At 41.5% G+C, this 18,384-nt stretch carries 14 protein-coding genes and 1 other RNA gene; 5 read left to right on the plus strand and 10 right to left on the minus strand.

All coding sequences use genetic code 11. The annotated features are described in order from the left end of the window. Nucleotides 1-251 precede the first annotated feature (251 nt). The 3 genes from A4G13_RS03405 (at nt 252) to tdeA (ending at nt 4,900) form a co-directional block, all read left to right on the plus strand. On the plus strand, nt 252-1,436 hold the full coding sequence (locus tag A4G13_RS03405) for an efflux RND transporter periplasmic adaptor subunit (protein WP_090653693.1): 1,185 nt from the start codon (nt 252-254) through the stop codon (nt 1,434-1,436). Between the two features lie 22 nt (nt 1,437-1,458). Beyond that, a complete protein-coding gene (locus A4G13_RS03410) occupies nt 1,459-3,390 on the plus strand; it encodes a MacB family efflux pump subunit (RefSeq protein WP_090653695.1) in 1,932 nt (643 codons plus the stop codon). A gap of 136 nt (nt 3,391-3,526) precedes the next feature. Then, nucleotides 3,527-4,900, plus strand: coding sequence for a toxin/drug exporter TdeA (gene tdeA / locus A4G13_RS03415; RefSeq protein ID WP_090653697.1), 1,374 nt, complete (start codon nt 3,527-3,529; stop codon nt 4,898-4,900). Nucleotides 4,901-4,997: 97 nt separating this feature from the next. Here the strand turns inward: tdeA and A4G13_RS03420 are convergent, their stop codons facing one another. The 4 genes from A4G13_RS03420 to A4G13_RS03435 all read right to left on the minus strand — a co-directional run bounded on the left by A4G13_RS03420 (nt 4,998) and on the right by A4G13_RS03435 (nt 9,527). Beyond that, complete coding sequence (locus tag A4G13_RS03420) at nt 4,998-5,558, minus strand: elongation factor P hydroxylase (RefSeq protein ID WP_090653699.1); 561 nt, start codon at nt 5,556-5,558, stop codon at nt 4,998-5,000. Nucleotides 5,559-5,757: 199 nt separating this feature from the next. Continuing rightward, a complete protein-coding gene (gene htpX / locus A4G13_RS03425; RefSeq protein WP_011200309.1) occupies nt 5,758-6,612 on the minus strand; it encodes a protease HtpX in 855 nt (284 codons plus the stop codon). A 151-nt stretch (nt 6,613-6,763) separates the two neighbouring features. Beyond that, nucleotides 6,764-7,831: a DNA polymerase IV gene (gene dinB / locus A4G13_RS03430; protein WP_090653701.1), complete on the minus strand. Its 1,068-nt coding sequence runs from the start codon at nt 7,829-7,831 to the stop codon at nt 6,764-6,766. A gap of 133 nt (nt 7,832-7,964) precedes the next feature. Beyond that, nucleotides 7,965-9,527, minus strand: coding sequence for a DUF2813 domain-containing protein (locus tag A4G13_RS03435; RefSeq protein ID WP_090653703.1), 1,563 nt, complete (start codon nt 9,525-9,527; stop codon nt 7,965-7,967). 91 nt (nt 9,528-9,618) lie between these two features. Here A4G13_RS03435 and A4G13_RS03440 point away from each other — a divergent pair, with 91 nt between their 5' ends. Both A4G13_RS03440 and ssrA read left to right on the plus strand, forming a co-directional pair. Further along, nucleotides 9,619-10,524 (plus strand): LysO family transporter, encoded by a 906-nt coding sequence (locus A4G13_RS03440; RefSeq protein ID WP_090653705.1) that lies wholly within the window; start codon nt 9,619-9,621, stop codon nt 10,522-10,524. A 99-nt stretch (nt 10,525-10,623) separates the two neighbouring features. After that, nucleotides 10,624-10,990, plus strand: a transfer-messenger RNA (tmRNA) gene (ssrA, locus tag A4G13_RS03445). 211 nt (nt 10,991-11,201) lie between these two features. On the opposite strand, the gene A4G13_RS03450 is transcribed toward ssrA, so the two are convergent. The 6 genes from A4G13_RS03450 to sohB form a co-directional block, all read right to left on the minus strand. Then, the gene (locus A4G13_RS03450; RefSeq protein ID WP_176752344.1) at nt 11,202-12,551 is read right to left on the minus strand and encodes a rhodanese-like domain-containing protein; all 1,350 of its coding nucleotides are present in this window, start codon (nt 12,549-12,551) and stop codon (nt 11,202-11,204) included. A 67-nt stretch (nt 12,552-12,618) separates the two neighbouring features. Continuing rightward, nucleotides 12,619-13,989 (minus strand): rhodanese-like domain-containing protein, encoded by a 1,371-nt coding sequence (locus A4G13_RS03455; protein WP_090653707.1) that lies wholly within the window; start codon nt 13,987-13,989, stop codon nt 12,619-12,621. An 8-nt stretch (nt 13,990-13,997) separates the two neighbouring features. After that, nucleotides 13,998-15,014 carry a YeeE/YedE family protein gene (locus tag A4G13_RS03460; RefSeq protein ID WP_090653710.1) on the minus strand — a complete coding sequence of 339 codons (1,017 nt, stop codon included), beginning with the start codon at nt 15,012-15,014 and terminating at the stop codon, nt 13,998-14,000. Nucleotides 15,015-15,332: 318 nt separating this feature from the next. Further along, nucleotides 15,333-15,545 carry a transcription antiterminator/RNA stability regulator CspE gene (gene cspE, locus A4G13_RS03465; RefSeq protein ID WP_011200318.1) on the minus strand — a complete coding sequence of 71 codons (213 nt, stop codon included), beginning with the start codon at nt 15,543-15,545 and terminating at the stop codon, nt 15,333-15,335. 386 nt (nt 15,546-15,931) lie between these two features. Continuing rightward, a complete protein-coding gene (locus A4G13_RS03470) occupies nt 15,932-16,750 on the minus strand; it encodes an OmpA family protein (protein WP_090653712.1) in 819 nt (272 codons plus the stop codon). Nucleotides 16,751-16,916: 166 nt separating this feature from the next. Continuing rightward, nucleotides 16,917-17,978 (minus strand): protease SohB, encoded by a 1,062-nt coding sequence (sohB, locus tag A4G13_RS03475; RefSeq protein WP_011200320.1) that lies wholly within the window; start codon nt 17,976-17,978, stop codon nt 16,917-16,919. Nucleotides 17,979-18,384 lie beyond the last annotated feature (406 nt).

Below are 18,384 nucleotides of genomic sequence, written 5' to 3' on the forward strand. Positions count from 1 at the left end.
ATCGTCTTTTGATTAAAAGTTCCGTTCATTCTACACTGTTTGGGCGCAGAACAAAAGCGGCGACAAACGTATTCAAAATGAAGAGTTCCGTCGTTTATCCTTTCATACATTAAGATTAGAGTTATTTTTACTTTGGTGATAAAATCTTCCGCTGTTTACCAGACAATCTGTATTCTTAGTTCTTAAGAAATACTTAATAATCGTTTACTACACTTTCCAGACGAACCAACTAATAGAAATTATAGGAAATTATGAAGAAAAAAGTTTTAGCCATTGCTGTACTTGCGGCGTTAATTGCCGGCGGTGCCTATTATTTTATGAACGGAAGCAAAAAAGCGCCGACCTATTTAACTGAAGACGTGCAACGTTCCAATGTTGAAAAAACCGTCGTAGCATCCGGCTCTATCGAAAGCTCAAATGAAGTTGACGTCGGTGCGCAGGTTTCGGGAAAAGTCGTCAAACTTTATGTAACTTTAGGTCAGGAGGTGAAAAAAGGCGATAAAATTGCCGATATTGACTCCACAACCCAGATTAACAGCTTAAATACTGCTAAAGCGGCGCTTGCCAGCTATCAGGCTCAGTTAAAAGCCAAACAAACGAGCTACAACGTTGCGCTTTCCAGTTATAATCGATTATCCAAATTATATACGCAACAATCCACTTCTTTAGATAATTTAAACAGTGCCAAAAATACCTTAGATGCGGCAAAAGCGGAAGTGGACGCCTTAAAAGAATCCATCAAACAAGCGGAAATTCAGGTTAATACGGCGGAAACCAATGTGGATTACACCAAAATCACCTCGCCTATCGACGGCACGGTGATTTCTACGCCGGTTTCCGAAGGTCAAACAGTTAACGCAAATCAAACCACCCCGACTATCGTCACCGTTGCCAATCTTGATAAAATGCTGATTAAACCTGAAATTTCCGAAGGTGATATCACCAAGGTTAAAGCCGGTCAGCAGGTAACTTTTACTATTTTATCCGACAGCACAACAACCTATGATGCCGTCATCGACAGTGTTGATCCCGCCACCACAACCACAACGGACGCAAGTGCGACTTCAAGCGCTAGTAGCAGTTCGTCTTCTTCATCTTCTACTTCGGCGGTATATTATTATGCCAATATGGCGGTAGATAACCCTAACCGCGTATTACGGATCGGCATGACCACCGAAAACACCATTAAAATTGCCCGTGCGGAAAACGTCTTAACCGTCTCTAATATGGCGTTAAAAAAGCAAGATAACAAATATTATGTGAATGTCCTTAATGCTCAAAATCAGCCGGAACGCCGCGAAGTGCAAGTTGGTGTACAGGACGATTTTCATACTGAAATTAAATCCGGTTTAACGGAAAGTGATAAAGTTATCCTGTCACAAATAGAAGACGGCGAAAAAGTCGGTAATTTAGGCCGCGGACCTCGAATGTTTTAGCTAAAAGTGCGGTGAAATTTTAATGAATATTATTGAAATTAAAGAACTTAATCGTTATTTCGGTGAAGGTGAAAACACCGTTCACGTATTAAAAAATATTTCCGTGAACATTGAAAAAGGCGATTTTGTTGCAATTATCGGCCAATCCGGTTCGGGCAAATCCACTCTGATGAATATCATCGGTTGTTTGGATACCGCAACCAGCGGTTCTTATAAAATCGACGGTAAGGAAACCAATGAATTAACCTCCGATCAACTTTCTGATTTGCGCAGCCAAAAATTCGGTTTTATTTTTCAACGTTATAACCTGCTATCCGCCTTAACCGCGGCTGAAAATGTAGCGCTACCCGCCATTTATGCGGGAAAATCGCAAAGTGAGCGTCTTGCTCGAGCAGAAGAATTATTAAAAAAATTAGGTTTGGACGGCAAAGAAAAAAATAAACCCAGCGAACTTTCCGGCGGTCAGCAGCAACGGGTCAGTATCGCCCGCGCATTAATGAACGGTGGAGAAATCATCCTTGCCGATGAACCGACCGGTGCGCTGGATTCTCACAGCGGTGAAAACGTATTGGAAATCCTCCGCCAACTGCACAGCGAAGGACACACCATCATTATGGTAACCCATGATAAAAACATTGCCGCCAGTGCAAACCGTATTATTGAAATTAAAGACGGTGAAATTATTAATGATACACAAAAGCATCCGGTGCAAAATACCGTCAATAATCAGTCTAAAGCGAAATCCCGTTTTGGTTTCAGCAAAGATCAGTTGATGGAAGCCTTTCAAATGTCGGTCAGTGCCATTATCGCCCACAAAATGCGTTCCTTGCTGACCATGCTTGGAATCATCATAGGTATTACCTCTGTAGTTTCCGTAGTGGCGCTGGGAAACGGTTCGCAACAAAAAATTCTGTCCAATATTAGCGGGCTTGGTACCAATACCATGACCATTTTTAACGGTACCGGCTTTGGTGACCGACGTGCGGAACAAATGCAGAACCTCACCGTAAACGATGCGAATGCGCTGGCGAAACAAAGTTATGTGCAAAACGTGACGCCAAACAGCTCCTCCAGCGGGTTGTTAATTTACGGCAATCAGTCGTTCACCTCCACTAATTTAAAAGGTATCGGCGAACAGTATTTTGACGTGGAAGGAATGGCATTAAAACAAGGGCGTTCCATTACCGCGCAAGAAGTAAGAGACAACGCGCAAGTGGCGTTATTAGACGAAAGTTCGAAAAAATCAATTTTTCCGAACGACAACCCTATCGACAAAATCGTGATGTTTGCAAAACGCCCGTTCCGCATTATAGGCGTGGTTGCCGATCGCCAAATGGGCGCCGCCAGTAGCTCATTGAATATTTACGCCCCTTATACAACAGTAATGAACAAAGTCACCGGCGGCACCAAAATCGATTCGATTACAGTGAAAATTGCCGATAACGTCAATACGGCGGTGGCTGAAAAAAGTCTAACGGAATATTTAACCGTACGTCATGGTAAAAAAGATTTCTTTATTATGAATAGCGATACCATTAAGCAAACCATTGAAAGCACCACGGGCACCATGAAACTGCTGATTTCCTCTATCGCTTTCATTTCCCTTATTGTCGGCGGTATCGGGGTGATGAATATTATGTTGGTATCGGTAACCGAACGGACAAAAGAAATCGGCGTACGTATGGCAATCGGTGCGCGCAAAAGCAATATTCTGCAGCAATTTTTAATCGAAGCCATATTAATTTGTATGATTGGCGGGATTTCAGGAATTATGCTTTCCCTGATTATTGGCGGTATATTTAATGTCTTTATGACTGATTTTACCATGGTATTTTCCACCTTCTCCATTGTGGCGGCGGTGCTTTGCTCAACCTTAATCGGAGTAATTTTCGGTTATATGCCGGCAAAAAATGCCGCTCAATTAGATCCGATTACCGCTTTAGCACGCGAATAGTAGCAAAAAATAAAAATTCTGTTACAATATCGCACAAACTGAACGATCGTTCATTTATAAAAATTTAAGTATCAAAGTGCGGTCAAAATTTTTGAATTTTTTTGACCGTACTTTTCCACTAAAAAGGAAATAATTAATGTTAAAAATCAATAAATTAGCCCTTGCCGTGATTCTTTCCACCGCACTTGCGGGCTGTGCCAATCTCGACGATTCATATCAAGCCGCTCAAGACGATTTCAAACAATATGAAGAAGTAACCAAGCAGTTTAATGTGAAAGATAATTGGTGGTCTTTATATAATGACGCTCAGTTAAACCGTGTTGTCGAGCAAGCTTTAGTCAACAATAAAGATCTTGCCAAAGCGGCAATTTCCGTGAACTCGGCGCTTTATCAGGCTAATTTGTTGGGTGCGGATTTAGTACCTAGTTTTAACGGTTCAACCAGCTCATCTGCAAGCCGCCCCATTGACCGTCACGATAATTCCACTATCAGCCACGGCGGCTCATTGAGCGTAAGTTATACTTTAGATTTATGGCGCCGTTTGGCGGATGCCGCTTCCGCCGGCGAGTGGAGTTATCAGGCAACGCAACAGGATATGGAAGCAACCCGCCTGTCATTAATTAATTCGGTTGTCGTGACTTATTATCAGATCGCTTATTTAAATGATGCCATTAATGCCACCAACGACACCATTAACTATTATTCGCAAATTAACGGCATTATGCAAAACCGCCTAGCTCAGGGCGTGGAAGACCGCGCAAGCACCGATCAGGCGCAACAAGCGGTTCTCACCGCCCGCAACAACCTGATTTCATATCAAACTGCGAAAAAAACGGCCGAGCAGACTTTGCGCAATTTATTGAACTTAAAACCAAGCGAACCGTTAAATATCAATTTTCCTAATATTCTTAACGTTCAAACTGCCGGCGTAAACCTGAACGTACCTGTTTCTACAATCGGTAACCGCCCTGACGTACGCGGCTATTTATACCGTTTAAACAGCGCGTTTAAAGATGCCAAAGCGACACAAAAAAGCTGGTTTCCGGAAATTACCTTGGGTGCAGGATTGTCTTCAAGCGGTACCAGAGTGAATAACGCCTTTAACAACCCGGTTGCAGCCGGTACGATTGGTATCAGCCTGCCGTTCTTAGACTGGAACCATGTAAAATGGAATGTGAAAATTTCGGAAGCCGCCTATGACACAGCGCGTACAAACTACGAACAAAGTATTACCACGGCGTTGAATGAAATCGATACTAATTACTTTGCCTACACCCAAGCGCAGCAAAACTTTACTAACCTGAAACAAAAATACGATTATGATAAACGTATCGCTCAGTACTACAAAAACCGCTATGACGCCGGTGTTTCCGACTTAAAAGACTGGCTTTCCGCAATCAACACCGAACGTGCATCGCAAGTGTCTATTTTGAATGCAAAATACAGTGTTATTCAAAACGAAAACGCCATTTATAGCTCAATGGCGGGTTATTACAGCCCTAAATTCTAATTTTTAATTGAATTAGCGCTATAAAAAAGTGCGGTGAAAATTTCAAAATTTTCGAAATTTTCACCGCACTTTTATTTTTGTAATTTATGCAATAAACCTAAATTTTACCGACATCAAATTTAGCTAAATCAATGCTGTCTTCCGTTCCATAAAATTCAACTAACGCCTTACGTAATATTTCCGCCCGTTTCGGCAAGTAACCGCGATCCGCATACTCTTTTACCTGATTATAAACCGCTTTTTTGAAAGGTGCGGTGTCGCCCGGATTGCCGTTTAAATTATCGGCGCTGGCAAAATAACGAAAATCCGCTGCGGTGGCAAGCACCCATTCGATAGCCTGCGGTTTTACTTCAACCCGTTCAAACTCCCGTTGGCGTTGTGTAGAACGCCCGTCCGGCTCATACCAATAACCGAAATCCTCTAATTTTCGGCGCTCCTTACCCGCCACCAACCAATGGGAAATTTCATGCAATGCGCTGCTGTAAAAGCCTCTGGCAAAATAAATTACATTGTAAGGGCGTTCGCTTTTTACTCCGTTTTCATCTAAAAATGCAGGTAAATAAATAGGATATTCGCCGCCTTTTTCTAATTTTGTGTTGTATTCCGATTCAAAACATTGATTAAAAATATTGATAATATCCGTTAAATTATGTTCCATTAATTTATTCCAATTGATCACATGATAAAAATCGCTCAAGGGTAAAACTTTTCGGAAAAAAAATAAACCCTAATTATCAGCTAAATGGCGTTAATTCATTTTAGATCAATAAATTTCCCTAACGATGCCGTTTTCCCATAAAAAGACATAAAAAAAGCACGTAATGTAATAACGTGCTTTCCTTTGAAATTTCAATTAATTATTTGCTTGTTTCCAGCGCTTCAATACGTTTTTCCAGCGGCGGATGGCTCAAAAATAATGACGTGAAACCACCGCGTTTGCCGTTAATGGCAAATGCCGCTAATTTACCGTCCATTTCCTGTGGCTCATGAATAGCCTGCAAACGTTTTAAGGCGGCAATCATTTTTTGTTTACCCGCTAACTCTGCGGAACCCGCATCGGCACGGAACTCCCGGAAACGTGAAAACCACATGGCAATCATACTTGCCAGGAAACCGAAAACCACTTCAAGTACCATAGCCACGAGAAAATAAATACCGGAATTGCTTTCTTCGCTGCTGCGATTATTAGCGACCATTCGCGCAATCATGCGTGCGGCAAAAATAACAAAGGTATTTAGCACGCCTTGCAGTAAAGTCATTGTGACCATGTCACCATTTTTGATATGACTGATTTCATGAGCCAATACGCCCTCCGCTTCATCGCGAGTCATATTATTTAACAGCGCAGTACTGACGGCAACAAGCGAATTGTTTTTGCTGGCACCGGTGGCAAAAGCATTCACATCATTAGAATGATAAATTGCTACGTCAGGTTTCGGTAAACCGGCTTTTTCCGCTTGGGAATGTACGGTCTGCAGTAACCAGCGCTCCGTATCGTTACGGGGCTGTTCGATTACTTCCGCACCGGTTGCCGCCAAAGCAGAACGTTTAGACATCAGCAAGGAAATAATAGAACCGGTGAAACCAAATAATGCCGCCATAATTAACAGCCCCATGGCATCCTGACCGCGAATTCCCGTTAAACTCAGAATAATGTTAAATACAATTAATACGGCGGCGTTAGTAGCTAAAAATAAAAGAATTCTCATCATAGGGAATTTTCCTTCATAAAGTTAATAAATAAATGTTAAAGCTTGAAAAGCGTTTACCAAAATAAACGATATTTAGTATAAATACTTTTCTAAAATTTAGTAGTAAATAGTTATTATTTTGTTAAATTCAAGAGTGTCGAGTAACTATTTTTTACCATAAACTCATTTGCTGTTCCGCTTTTTGTTCCGGAATTGTAACCTGCAGTCCAACCAACCTGATTGCCCTCCCCTGCCTGCGTTGCCAGATTTGTCGCAATAAAACGATAAAATTTTCCCGCTTAAATTCCACCGCACTTTTTTCCAGAGTAGTGACCTGAAAGTCTTCAAATTTTAATTTAACACCGAGTTTGCGGAACCGTTCAAAAGGAATATCCGGGCAAGCCCGTTTGATTCGCTGTTCCAAAATAGGATACAGACGTTCTAATTCAACAATCCCTTGCTCAATATCGGTAATATTCCGCAACAAGGTATCTTCCACTCCAACGGATTTACGCTGCCAATGAGGCTGCACCTCTCTTTCATCAATACCGTGGCTGTATTGCCAAATGCGCTGACCGAATTTGCCGAACCGATTCAATAAAACCGTTAAATCCAGCTTTTGCACATCCCCGCAGGTTTTTAACCCCATTTGTAATAACTTCTGACCGGTGACTTTACCGACGCCGGGAATTTTACTTAGTGGCAATGTTTTCACAAAATTATCCACTTCACCGGGCGTAATCACGAAAATTCCGTTCGGTTTATTTTGATCCGAGGCGATTTTAGCTAAAAATTTAAGAGGAGCCACTCCGGCTGAAGCGGTTAAGTGTAATTCGTTAAAAATCGCCCGACGGATTTCCTCTGCAATCCAGGTCGCCGATCCCGAACATTGTACGCAATCCGTTACGTCTAAATAAGCTTCGTCTAAAGATAAAGGTTCGATATTATCCGTATAACGATGAAAAATTTGTTTGATTTGATGAGAAATCTGCTTATACAACGCCATATTGACGGGTAACAAAATAAGATCCGGGCAAAGCTTTAATGCCTGCCCCGTCGGCATTGCGCTGTGCAGACCGAATTTACGTGCCGGATAATTGCAAGTGGTCAATACACCCCGCTGTTGAACGCTACCCCCTACCGCAATAGGTTTATCCCTCAGTGCCGGATTCTCCCGCATTTCAACTGCGGCATAAAAGCAATCCATATCAATGTGAATAATTTTACGTAGCTTGTGCATAATTCAATAAAAAAAGTGCGGTCTGTTTTTCAAAAGTTTTATTTAACTTCCCGCCATAGCGCTGATAGTAAAACTTCCGGAAATTTGACCGCACTTTATCACAATAAACTGTATAAATAAACAGTTTTAATTATCAGGATTCCTGCGTTCGGGTTAAACTCACCACTTTTGAAAATAATCGTTTAAATAACAACGGAATAGAATCCCGTCCGCGATTTGCCATTTCGTTGGATAAGGTGATGGCCAAATCCGGTTTTGAGGTACGCTGAATAGCTTTTTGAATAATTTTGTGAATAGGATAATGTCCGCCTTGCGGCTCCCAACGCGCTAAACGGATAAACACGTTTTCAAAGCCCGATGAATAGAAGAAATGTTCGATATCCTGTCTTGGTAAGGTAGTCACCCGGTTTGATAGCAACTCATGCTCTAATAACATGGTTTTTACCGTTTCGGTGTATTTTTTGCCCGCTTCATCGCCGTCAGTTAACGCATACCATTCGATGCCCATTGCCCGGGCATATTTAATTAACGGACGAATGCCGGATTGCGCGAATTCGACGATACGAATTCCTTCAATATCCAGATCAATACCTAATAATTCCGCCAATTCGGATAAAATCCACACTTCCGTTTCCCCCTCAACTAAGATCCATGTACGAGCAAACAAAGCGCGACTACGGTTATGGTGAACGTGAAAAGACAAACGGCGTAAATCTTCTTTGCCCAAATCCCGACGATTCAGCTGATAGGCGCGGGTGCGATCATCATAACGGACTAATCGGCAAATAGAGCGCAAATTCACTTGTGAAATCAGCTCCACGGAATTGGTAGTAGTGATTCGTTGAATGGGCAAATAATTGGCAAGTTTCCACACAATGGCAACCATTCTCGGATGCAAACGGGTGGCGACATCTTCTAACAACAAAATCGGGCGCATAAAGCGATGAGAACCAGGGGTTAACTTGCCGTTGTGTTCGAATAAAGAGGTAATTGCATTCACTAAACGCTGCTGCAATTCCGGATTTTTCCGCTGCTCCAACCGATAACACAAAGACTGCGCCAAATCCCACAATACGCCCGGGTCGGAAGACATTTGGGCATATTCCTGAGTTTCAACAAAATAATATTTGACCAATTCGGTCACTGCATACAATTCTCTGCTGACCGCATCAATATTTTCGGCATATTTTAACGGCTGGGAATTGGCTTTATGCCGGTTTAAACGCGCATCGCGAAAGCGGTAGACGGGATGATCATGGGTTAATTCTTTCACTAAAAAATCCACATTTTCGACGTCTATCGGCTGCCCTTGTTGATCAAGAAAAGAATAATAGGTCTGTACCTGATTCTGTTCATTTATATCGCCCGATACGCGTAAATAAATTCGTTCAAAACCGTCTTCATGGGGGACGAAAATATGTCGATAAACGGGGTTAAATTTCTCATGTTCTTCATTAATACTACTTTCGCTAAAGGTGAAAAGTAACGTAATATCCTTCATATTATCCGCCCGATGAAAATCCGTCGGCACAAAATGATAAAGCCCGTTATCCACATTTAAAATCAGGCTCAATGCAGACAACAAACTGGATTTACCCCAGGAATTTTCCCCGATTAATACCATATCCGGACGTAAATGAATGGATAACCGCTTAATACCGCGAAAACCCGAAATATCTAACTGGCGTAAATACATATAAAAATCCTCTACAGTTTTCTTATAGCCTACCTTAATTTGTCAACAGTTGATATACTAACGCGCTAATTTAATCGAGAAGACGAATTTTATGGAAGGATTACTCATTGTTCTTGTGCCTATGCTGTTGGGCTATTTAATTAAAACAAAAAATACCGGTTTATTGCAATCCATCAACAAAACGGTGATGGTACTGCTTTTTATTATCCTGTTTGTAATGGGGGTTTCCCTCGGACAATTAGATGATCTGGCGACAAAATTACCCGTTATCGGCATCTCCGCACTGGTTTTTATCGTTTGCATTTTAACCTGTAATATTATCGGACTGCTCGCCTATGATAAATTATCGCCCCGCCCTTTAAAACACCTCGGCACAGACATTCCGCCGCGGGGAAAATTGTTATTGGACAGCCTAAAACTCTGCTCAATGGTTATTTTCGGATTTCTCTTCGGTTTATGCACAAAAGGCGACTTCGATCTGCCGTTACATGCCAGCACTTACGTATTGGTTGCGTTAATCTTTTTTGTCGGCATTCAGCTACGCAATAACGGTATATCATTGCGAGAGGTATTGTTTAATAAACGGGGAATTTATACCGCAATCATCATGATTATTACCGCCTTAATCGGTGGCATCGTCGCCAGCTTATGGTTGGGACTGCCCGTCACTCAAGGGCTTGCCATTGCGTCCGGATTAGGCTGGTATTCGCTTTCCAGTGTTGTGATTAACGATGCCTGGGGGCCGGTTTTCGGCAGTATCGCTTTTTTTAACGATTTATCCCGGGAAGTGTTCAGCCTGTTTATTATTCCGTTTTTTATGTTTAACTACCGCTCCACCGCGGTCGGTTTGGCCGGCGCAACCGCATTGGACTGTACATTACCGGTAATTCAACGTTCAGGCGGCATGGAAGTAGTTCCTCTTGCCATCAGCTTCGGTTTTGTCACCAACATTGTACCGCCCGTTTTATTGGTATTTTTTTCTTCTATTCCGTTGTAAAACTTTACAAAAACCGACCGCACTTTATGCAATCTCCGTCAAGTGCGGTCATTTTTCTTTAACTTTTATAAAATTCTTGTTAAACTAACCGCAATTTTTGGGGCTGATTCTGGATTCGACGGGATTGGCGAAGCCCAAGGTGCACGTCGAGGTGCGGTAGGCCTCGTAAATAAACCGCAAAAAAATAGTCGCAAACGACGAACAATACGCTTTAGCAGCTTAATAACCTGCATTTAGCCTTCGCTCCCTAGCTTCCGCTCGTAAGACGGGGATCAAGCGGAGTCAAACCTAAACGAGATCGTGTGGATGCTTCGGCTTGGAGATCGAAACACTAAATTGAATCAAGCTAGTTTATTCTTCGCGTGTCTGTCCGCAGGGGGTAAATGAAATTAAAGACCAGACTAAACGTGTAGTGCTGAAGGTAGAGTAATTTCGGACGCGGGTTCAACTCCCGCCAGCTCCACCAAATATACCTAAACAGAGATATAATAAAATCAATTAGTTATTTATTATATCTCTTTTTCATATAACTATTAGCCAACCAAAAACGATCCGTATTTAATCCGTAAATGAGAGCAAATTCCTAGAAAATATCCAGAAGCTTGCCGATCGCCCAGAAAGGTTCCTTTACGAAAATCTTTTTAAGATTAGCGATAAGCTAAGAGGCTATTTGGTCATTATTTCTGTCCGAAATCATTTTTGGAGTCAGGTTTCGCCATATTATTCGGCGCACCTTTTTGTACCGGGAATACCGAATCCATCTGCCACGCATTCCAGCTGCCGTCATAGACATAGGCATTGTCCCAGCCGGCAAGTTGTGTCATAAACCAAGAAACGCCGGCACGCCAGCCGGTACCGCAATAAAATGCGATTTGGTCACCTTGATTGATATTTTGTTCTTTCCACAAGGCAAAAATTTCTTTCGGATTCCGCAAAGTACCGTCAACATCATAGTAATCCGCCATATTGGAGGCGTCTGTTCCTGCAAAGCCCCAGATTGCGCCTTGCGGTTCGCCTTTACCCGGGATATAGCTATAACCGCTGATTTTACCGGTGTATTCGTCCCATGCTCGGTTGCTGATTAGTTTTAATCCCTGCTTTTGGAGGGCAATCGCTTCTTGTGGCATTGAAATATTGATTTGCGGGTTAAGCGGGATTTCCGCGCCGAATTGACTGACAGGTGTCGGCGTATTTACTGCTGTTTCCGTCGCAAAACCGGCTTTTGTCCAAGTGGTTAAATTGCCGTTTAACACTCGTATGTCTTTGACTCCAGCCCATTTCAACGCCCAGAAAATACGATAAGCGGCAAGCTGGTTATCGGAATACAGGATAATCGTTTTATCTTTGTTGATACCGGCGTTAAGTAAATTTTGCTCAATTATTTTCGGATCGGAAAGATTCCAAACCGGATCATTTTCCACCCAGTCGGTGTTAAAGTGGAAAGCACCCGGGATATGTTGTTTATACTCTTCCGATTTTTCAACCGGCCCCCAACCTACGTGGAAAACTATAAAATCATCGTTTTGGTAGCTTTCTGGTTTTTCACCTTTGATAACCGCATTTACCCATTCGGGTGAAACGCTGTATTCAAAATTCAGAAACGCTTCAAGCGGGTTATCACTGTTTGCGTAACTCAAATAATCTTTAAATACGCGAACCTTATAGCCTTTTTCAGCAAACTTATGGCTTAAACAGTTAAGCTGTTCACTATTGCTATCATAGAAAACCAAGGTTTTATCTTTAGTTAATCCCTTGTCTTGGGCGAATTTTTCAAATTTATCATCGGCAATATGCGCTAACCAGTTACAGCTGAATTGTACCGCACCTTTGATATGTCCGCCGCGTTTAGCATTGCCGTCTTTAAAGCCGTTATACAAGCTGTCGGATCGCCCGTCGATAATCACAAATTCGGGGTTGTCCAGATTTTTCAATAGCTCGTCCGTTTTAATCTCTTTCACGGATTTATCATCACAGGCGCTAAGTGTTAAAGCAACCGCCGTTGCGATCAAGGTTAGTTTGATGTTCATAGTCTTTCCTTTTTTGAAAAAGTATGAGGTGTGTCATCACAACACACCTTTTTTGAAAAATCAGGGTTTATCCTCGGCAAGAATTAATCTTCTTCAACATTCTACCGGAATCATTTTTTGCATCGGGCTTCAATAAACCCGTCGGAGCGCCTTTTTGCACCGGTAATTCCGTCATCTGCCATGCATTCCAGCCGCCGTCATAAACTGCGGTATTCCGCCAACCGAGTAGTTGAGTCATAAACCACGGCACAGAGGCTCGCCAGCCCGTTCCGCAGTAAAAAGCCAACTGATCGCCTTGTACGATACCTAATTCCTGCCATAACGCTTCAATCTCTTTTGGATTACGTAAGGTATCGTCCGGATCGTAAAAATCCGCTACATTAGAAGGTGCGGAACCGGAAAAGCCCCAAATCGCCCCTTGCGGTTCTCCGGTTGCCTGAATGGCATCATCACCGCTGACCTCACCGATATATTCTTCCCAAGCGCGGCTACTGATTAGCTTTAATCCTTGCTGTTGGTGGGCGTAAGCTTGTTGCGGTTGTGCAATGGATAGTTGCGGATTTGTCGGAATATGCCCGCCGAAATTGTTGGCGGGCTGAGGAATATTGACTTTGGTTTCTGTCGGAAAACCCGAATCCATCCAGGTTGAAAGGTTACCATTTAACACTCGCACATCTTCAACTCCAGCCCATTTCAATGCCCAGAAAATACGGTATGCCGCCAACGGGTTATCGGAATAGAGGATGATGGTTTTATCTTTGGTAATGCCGTTTTTCAGTAGATTCAGTTCAATAGTTGCCGGGTCAAGTAAATTATGTACCGGCGCTTCGCCTTCCACCCAGTCGGTATCAAAATGATATGCACCGACAATATGTTGGGTATAGGCTTTTGCATTTTCTAACGCTCCCCAAGACACTTCAAACAGCATAAAGTCGTCATTGGTATAGCGTTCCGGTTTTTCTCCTTGGAGTACGGAATAAACCCATTCCGGCGATACGCTGTATTGGAAATTCGGCAATGATTCAAGCGGATAGCCCGCATTGACGTAACTAATGAAGTCGCTAAAAGTGCGTACTTTGTAACCTTTTGCTGCGAACTCTGCCGAAATACAGGCTAAATTGTCCGGGTTCGAATCATAAATAACCAAAGTCTTGTTTTTAGTTATTCCTTTTGATTCGGCAAAACTATCGAATTTACCGGCTTCAATCGAATCAAACCAGCTGCAGGTAAATTGGATTGAGCCTTGAATATGTCCGCCGCGGCTGGCATGTTTGTCTTTAAAACCGTTGTACAGGCTGTCGTTACGGGAATCGATAATCACATACTGCGGGTTATCCAAATTCTGCAACAGTTCGGCAGTATCTATCGGTTGCACTTTATTATCGTTACAAGCGGTCAGAAACAGCGAAAAAATTGCAAAAAGAGCGGTGTATTTCATAAATATCCTTAAATGCGGCATTGTGTCGGTTTCACTAAGACTGATGTTAGCCAACAACCGATCATAATCATCAAGGTCGCCAACCATCCCTGCCATGAGAAATAAGCGGTCGAAACCAACGCATTAGTGATAGTACAACCGCCGGCAAGCGAAGCGCCGATTCCCATTATTACCCCGCCGAGCATACGTTGTAAAATCGCCTTCGGTTCCGGTAAGCGGATTTCAAATTCACCGCTTAATTTGGCGGCGATAAAGGAGCCGAGTAAAATGCCAAGCACAAAATAACTGCCCCAATTTAAGTAACGCTGTTGTCCGATAACGATATATTGCACTACGTTTGCTGTTGGAACGGCGACACCATAACCATAACTTCTGCCGTATTGTTCACTCACCAGCCAAGCCAAAACGCCAAGCAAGCCAATCCATACCGCTGCGGTAAACGGATGCCAATGTTTGGTAAAAATACGATGAGGAATCAGAGCGGTAGTCGGTTCTTGCGGGAATTGATAACGGGGATTTTTTATGTGATAAACAATCATTACAACGGTGATTAATACCAGCACGGTAACTAAAATCCATGGGGAAAGATTGAACGTATTATAAATATTATCAAGGGTTGTAGTTTCAAGTAGTAACGGATTGATCCACTGTTTCAGCGCACCGGTTTGTGTAGCCGCCATCGTTAAAGCAAAGCAGATAAGAGCAATCCAACTACCTACAGCTCCTTCTCCGGTTCGAAACCAGCCACCGCTGGCACAGCAATTTGCCAATACCATTCCGATGCCAAAAAGCAACCCGCCGATTAAAGTGGCTAACAATGGCATGGGAGTATTTGGAATAGTAATTAAGTCCAGACCGCTTAAACTAAAAAAACCGATGGATTGAATAGAAACGACAATCAGTAATGCCGTTAAAAAACGGAAATTTCGCTGAGTATAAATAATGCGGAAGCCGGACACGAAGCAAAATTGCCCGCGCTGTAAGAAAAAACCGAATAGTAGCCCAATAAAAAGACCGATTAACATTGATTAAACCTTAATACGAACGTCATCAAAATTGAAATAATATTAGAACATAAATACATAGGAAAAGGAAAGCACAAGCGGTAGGATTTCTATCAAAGTTTGTAAAATCCGGTGGACTATTATTTAAATAAACGGACAAGAAAAAATAAGTTGTTCAAAATTAATTTATCAGAAGTCCATATCGAGGGAAACGATTATTTTTTAGGCATAATCTATCCTCTGCTTGATAAGCTCGAAATAAATCTCTAAATAAATTCCAGAGATTTCTCATATAATTAAGCCCCTTCAAAAAGGGGCTTAAAGCTATTCAATAAAATATTATTTAATAACCGCAACTTCAACTGCTGCCGGGCCGCGTTGTGTATTTTCTACATTATATTCTACGCGGTCACCTTCATTTAGGCTTCTGTAATTATTGCCCAAAATACTGGAGAAATGAACAAACAGGTCTTTGCTGCCGTCTGCGGGGGTGATAAAACCAAAACCTTTGTCCGAATTGAACCATTTTACTAAGCCGTTTAGTTTAGACATATGTCTTCCTTATTTTAAATTGTAAATTTGTATGCTTGAATCAAGCGGTAGTGCTAATAACGTGAACTTAAATTGAGATGGATATTAAGAAACTTCAAGGAACAAATTTAGAACTTGTAAAGAGGAGATACTATAATAACTTGACTACTATTAAACTTTCGTTTAGCTGAGGCGCATTAGAACATGATTATTTACCTAATGCAAGAAACATTTATTCTTTTTTACTCTGATAAACTTCACTGAAGGATAAAATTCGCCTAAAAATGACCGCACTTTTATGTTATTGGTAGTTTTTCTATTATCACAAAAATAAGCGTTTCTTTTTTCAACGGGAAACGCTTATTTTTATAATGAATGACCGGATTGACTCTGATACTTAGATAAAATTATTTTTGGTAAAATACTGCAGGCCCGACAGATTTTTTTGAGTTCTCTTCAAATTTTTTCAATACTGTACCCGAAGAACTAATTTCAACCCGGCGATTAGGTCGCAGACAGTCTCTCAAAGCTTTACCCGCCTTAAGACCGGTACAAGGTTTAATCTGTTGCGCGGAACCATAACCAATAGCGTCAATATCGGCTTTAACATCACGTGCGATTAACCATTCTTTTACTTGATTTGCACGACGTTGCGATAATTCCAGATTATAAGCCTCAGAGCCTAAACGATCGGTAAAACCTGCAACTTTCACAGTTTTCGCCTTGCTTGCTTTTAATTGCTCTGCAACGCTATCCACCACTTTTTTACCCCGCTCGGTTAAACTGTCTTTATCAAAATCAAACAAAAAATCGGCGCTTAAACTGAATGAAGAATTGGCGTTACAACCGTTCGGATGCCAGAAAAAACTCTGCGCGTTCATATTTTTATCAAATAGGATTTTATATTGACATATTTTATGCACACCGTTTTCGCGATAGTTAAATGCATAATCAAATTCACGAACTCCGTATAATCCCTCGGAAAAATGCGGACTGCCGATTAAATTACGGATTTGATCTTTATTCATTCCCCGTTCGATCATACGAACGCTATCCCAGTTCGGCCAGGAACCGAATTGACTGCCGTCATGATTGAAACGAGATTCGTCAATTTTTGGCCAAACTAAGTTCTCTGACGTGCCTTCATCCGTTACATCGCTTAAATTACCGCAAGCGATTAGTGAAGTTGCTGCCACAGCAGATAACAAAAGGTGGGTCAATTTCATTTATTTTATCCTTAATTATTATTAGTTTTTATAAAAACCGGAGCTAAACTTTATCTAATATTATTGTAACGATTGAATTTTTTATAAAAAACAAACGCACACGTAAATTCGTTTATATGTTAATTCCAATTACATCGAAAGTAAAACTTAAAGTCGTAAAAATACATTACATCAGTGTCTTATTACCCTGTTTTAACCATTTTAATAAAAGTTTATCCGAACTTTCTTCCGCCTGTTTTCCCAATTTTTGGATTAAAGATTTTTTCACCGCGTATTTCACCCCGATAACGGATTTATCTTGCATCGCATCTAAAATCAAGTCATCACTGGTCGCAATTTCATCAACCAAATTTAATGCTAAGGCTTGCTGACCAAACCAATGCTCGCCGGTAGCAATTTTATCAATATCCACCAAAGGACGATTGGCAGTGACAAACTGTTTAAATAAGTCATGGGTTTCTTCTAATTCCTGCTGGAATTTCTGTTTACCTTTTTCGGTATTTTCTCCCACGAAAGTCACCGTCCGTTTATATTCGCCCGCCGTCATCACATCCACATCGACATCATGTTTTTTTAACAAACGGTGAATATTCGGAACCTGCGCCACAACGCCAATAGAACCGATAACGGCAAATGGTGCGGCAACAATCTTATCGGCGACACAAGCCATCATATAACCGCCGCTTGCCGCAACTTTATCCACCGCAACCGTTAATTTAATTCCTTTTTGTTTCAGGCGGGCTAATTGCGAAGCGGCTAAACCGTAACCATGCACTACACCGCCCGGGCTTTCTAAACGCAGTAAAACTTCATCCGTTGCCGGATTGGCAACATTGAGAATAGCACTGATTTCTTCCCGCAATGCGGCGGTTTCCGAAGCGCGAATATCTCCTTTAAAATCCATCACATAAACACAAGGTTTGAGGCTTTCTTCCGTTTTCTCACCTTTTTTGTTTTTGGCTTTATTTTCTTTGGCTTTCTGCTTATCCGCTTTTTTCCGTGCTTTTTCCGCTTGTTTTAATTCCTCATCAGTTAAGCGGAAATCTTTTAATTTTTTCACGTTATCCTGATATTGTTCGGACAAATCCGTTAATTTTAATTCGCCGGTTTGCGGATTTTTCTGCTGTTTTAACGTCATAATTGCTGCCACGATACCGGCAATAACAAGTAAAATCGTCAAAATTTCCAAAATAAAAATGCCGTAACCAACCAAAATTTCAGACCACATTAGTGTTATTCTCCCTTATTAAATATGGAGGTCTATTCTACTACAAGTTTTACAAAAATCTGGCAAAATTCACCGCACTTTTATGCTTAATAAATACCGCTTAAACAGACATCTTCAGTTTTTCAATTAGAGGCTGTTTATCTTTTAAGTATAAATTTTAATCATTTTGAACCCTAGCACGGCAACGCCGTACTAGGTTACGCATAGTTCCGCCCCTTTGGGGCTGTGAAATTAGGTGCAGAAAAGCTGCTTAACTATGCGTAACCCAGTACGCTTACGCGCTGGGTATAAATAATAAATCGTTTAATTTTGTTTATTTTATATACTTAAAACATCAACAAGCCCTAATTTCGACTAAATAAAATTGAATTTTTTATTGACAAAAAATCTCTGTACTAGTTTAATA

Origin of the sequence: Basfia succiniciproducens (assembly GCF_011455875.1) — a bacterium.
Classification (GTDB): domain Bacteria; phylum Pseudomonadota; class Gammaproteobacteria; order Enterobacterales; family Pasteurellaceae; genus Basfia; species Basfia succiniciproducens.

Bases quoted from the DNA above. Each gene is read 5' to 3' on its own strand.
- A4G13_RS03405 (WP_090653693.1), top strand. From the start codon at position 252: ATGAAGAAAAAAGTTTTAGCCATTGCTGTACTTGCGGCGTTAATTGCC.
- A4G13_RS03450 (WP_176752344.1), bottom strand. From the start codon at position 12,551: ATGAACATCAAACTAACCTTGATCGCAACGGCGGTTGCTTTAACACTT.
- A4G13_RS03455 (WP_090653707.1), bottom strand. From the start codon at position 13,989: ATGAAATACACCGCTCTTTTTGCAATTTTTTCGCTGTTTCTGACCGCT.
- tdeA (WP_090653697.1), top strand. From the start codon at position 3,527: ATGTTAAAAATCAATAAATTAGCCCTTGCCGTGATTCTTTCCACCGCA.
- cspE (WP_011200318.1), bottom strand. From the start codon at position 15,545: ATGTCTAAACTAAACGGCTTAGTAAAATGGTTCAATTCGGACAAAGGT.
- A4G13_RS03440 (WP_090653705.1), top strand. From the start codon at position 9,619: ATGGAAGGATTACTCATTGTTCTTGTGCCTATGCTGTTGGGCTATTTA.
- sohB (WP_011200320.1), bottom strand. From the start codon at position 17,978: ATGTGGTCTGAAATTTTGGTTGGTTACGGCATTTTTATTTTGGAAATT.
- A4G13_RS03460 (WP_090653710.1), bottom strand. From the start codon at position 15,014: ATGTTAATCGGTCTTTTTATTGGGCTACTATTCGGTTTTTTCTTACAG.
- A4G13_RS03470 (WP_090653712.1), bottom strand. From the start codon at position 16,750: ATGAAATTGACCCACCTTTTGTTATCTGCTGTGGCAGCAACTTCACTA.
- A4G13_RS03435 (WP_090653703.1), bottom strand. From the start codon at position 9,527: ATGTATTTACGCCAGTTAGATATTTCGGGTTTTCGCGGTATTAAGCGG.
- A4G13_RS03410 (WP_090653695.1), top strand. From the start codon at position 1,459: ATGAATATTATTGAAATTAAAGAACTTAATCGTTATTTCGGTGAAGGT.
- A4G13_RS03420 (WP_090653699.1), bottom strand. From the start codon at position 5,558: ATGGAACATAATTTAACGGATATTATCAATATTTTTAATCAATGTTTT.
- dinB (WP_090653701.1), bottom strand. From the start codon at position 7,831: ATGCACAAGCTACGTAAAATTATTCACATTGATATGGATTGCTTTTAT.
- htpX (WP_011200309.1), bottom strand. From the start codon at position 6,612: ATGATGAGAATTCTTTTATTTTTAGCTACTAACGCCGCCGTATTAATT.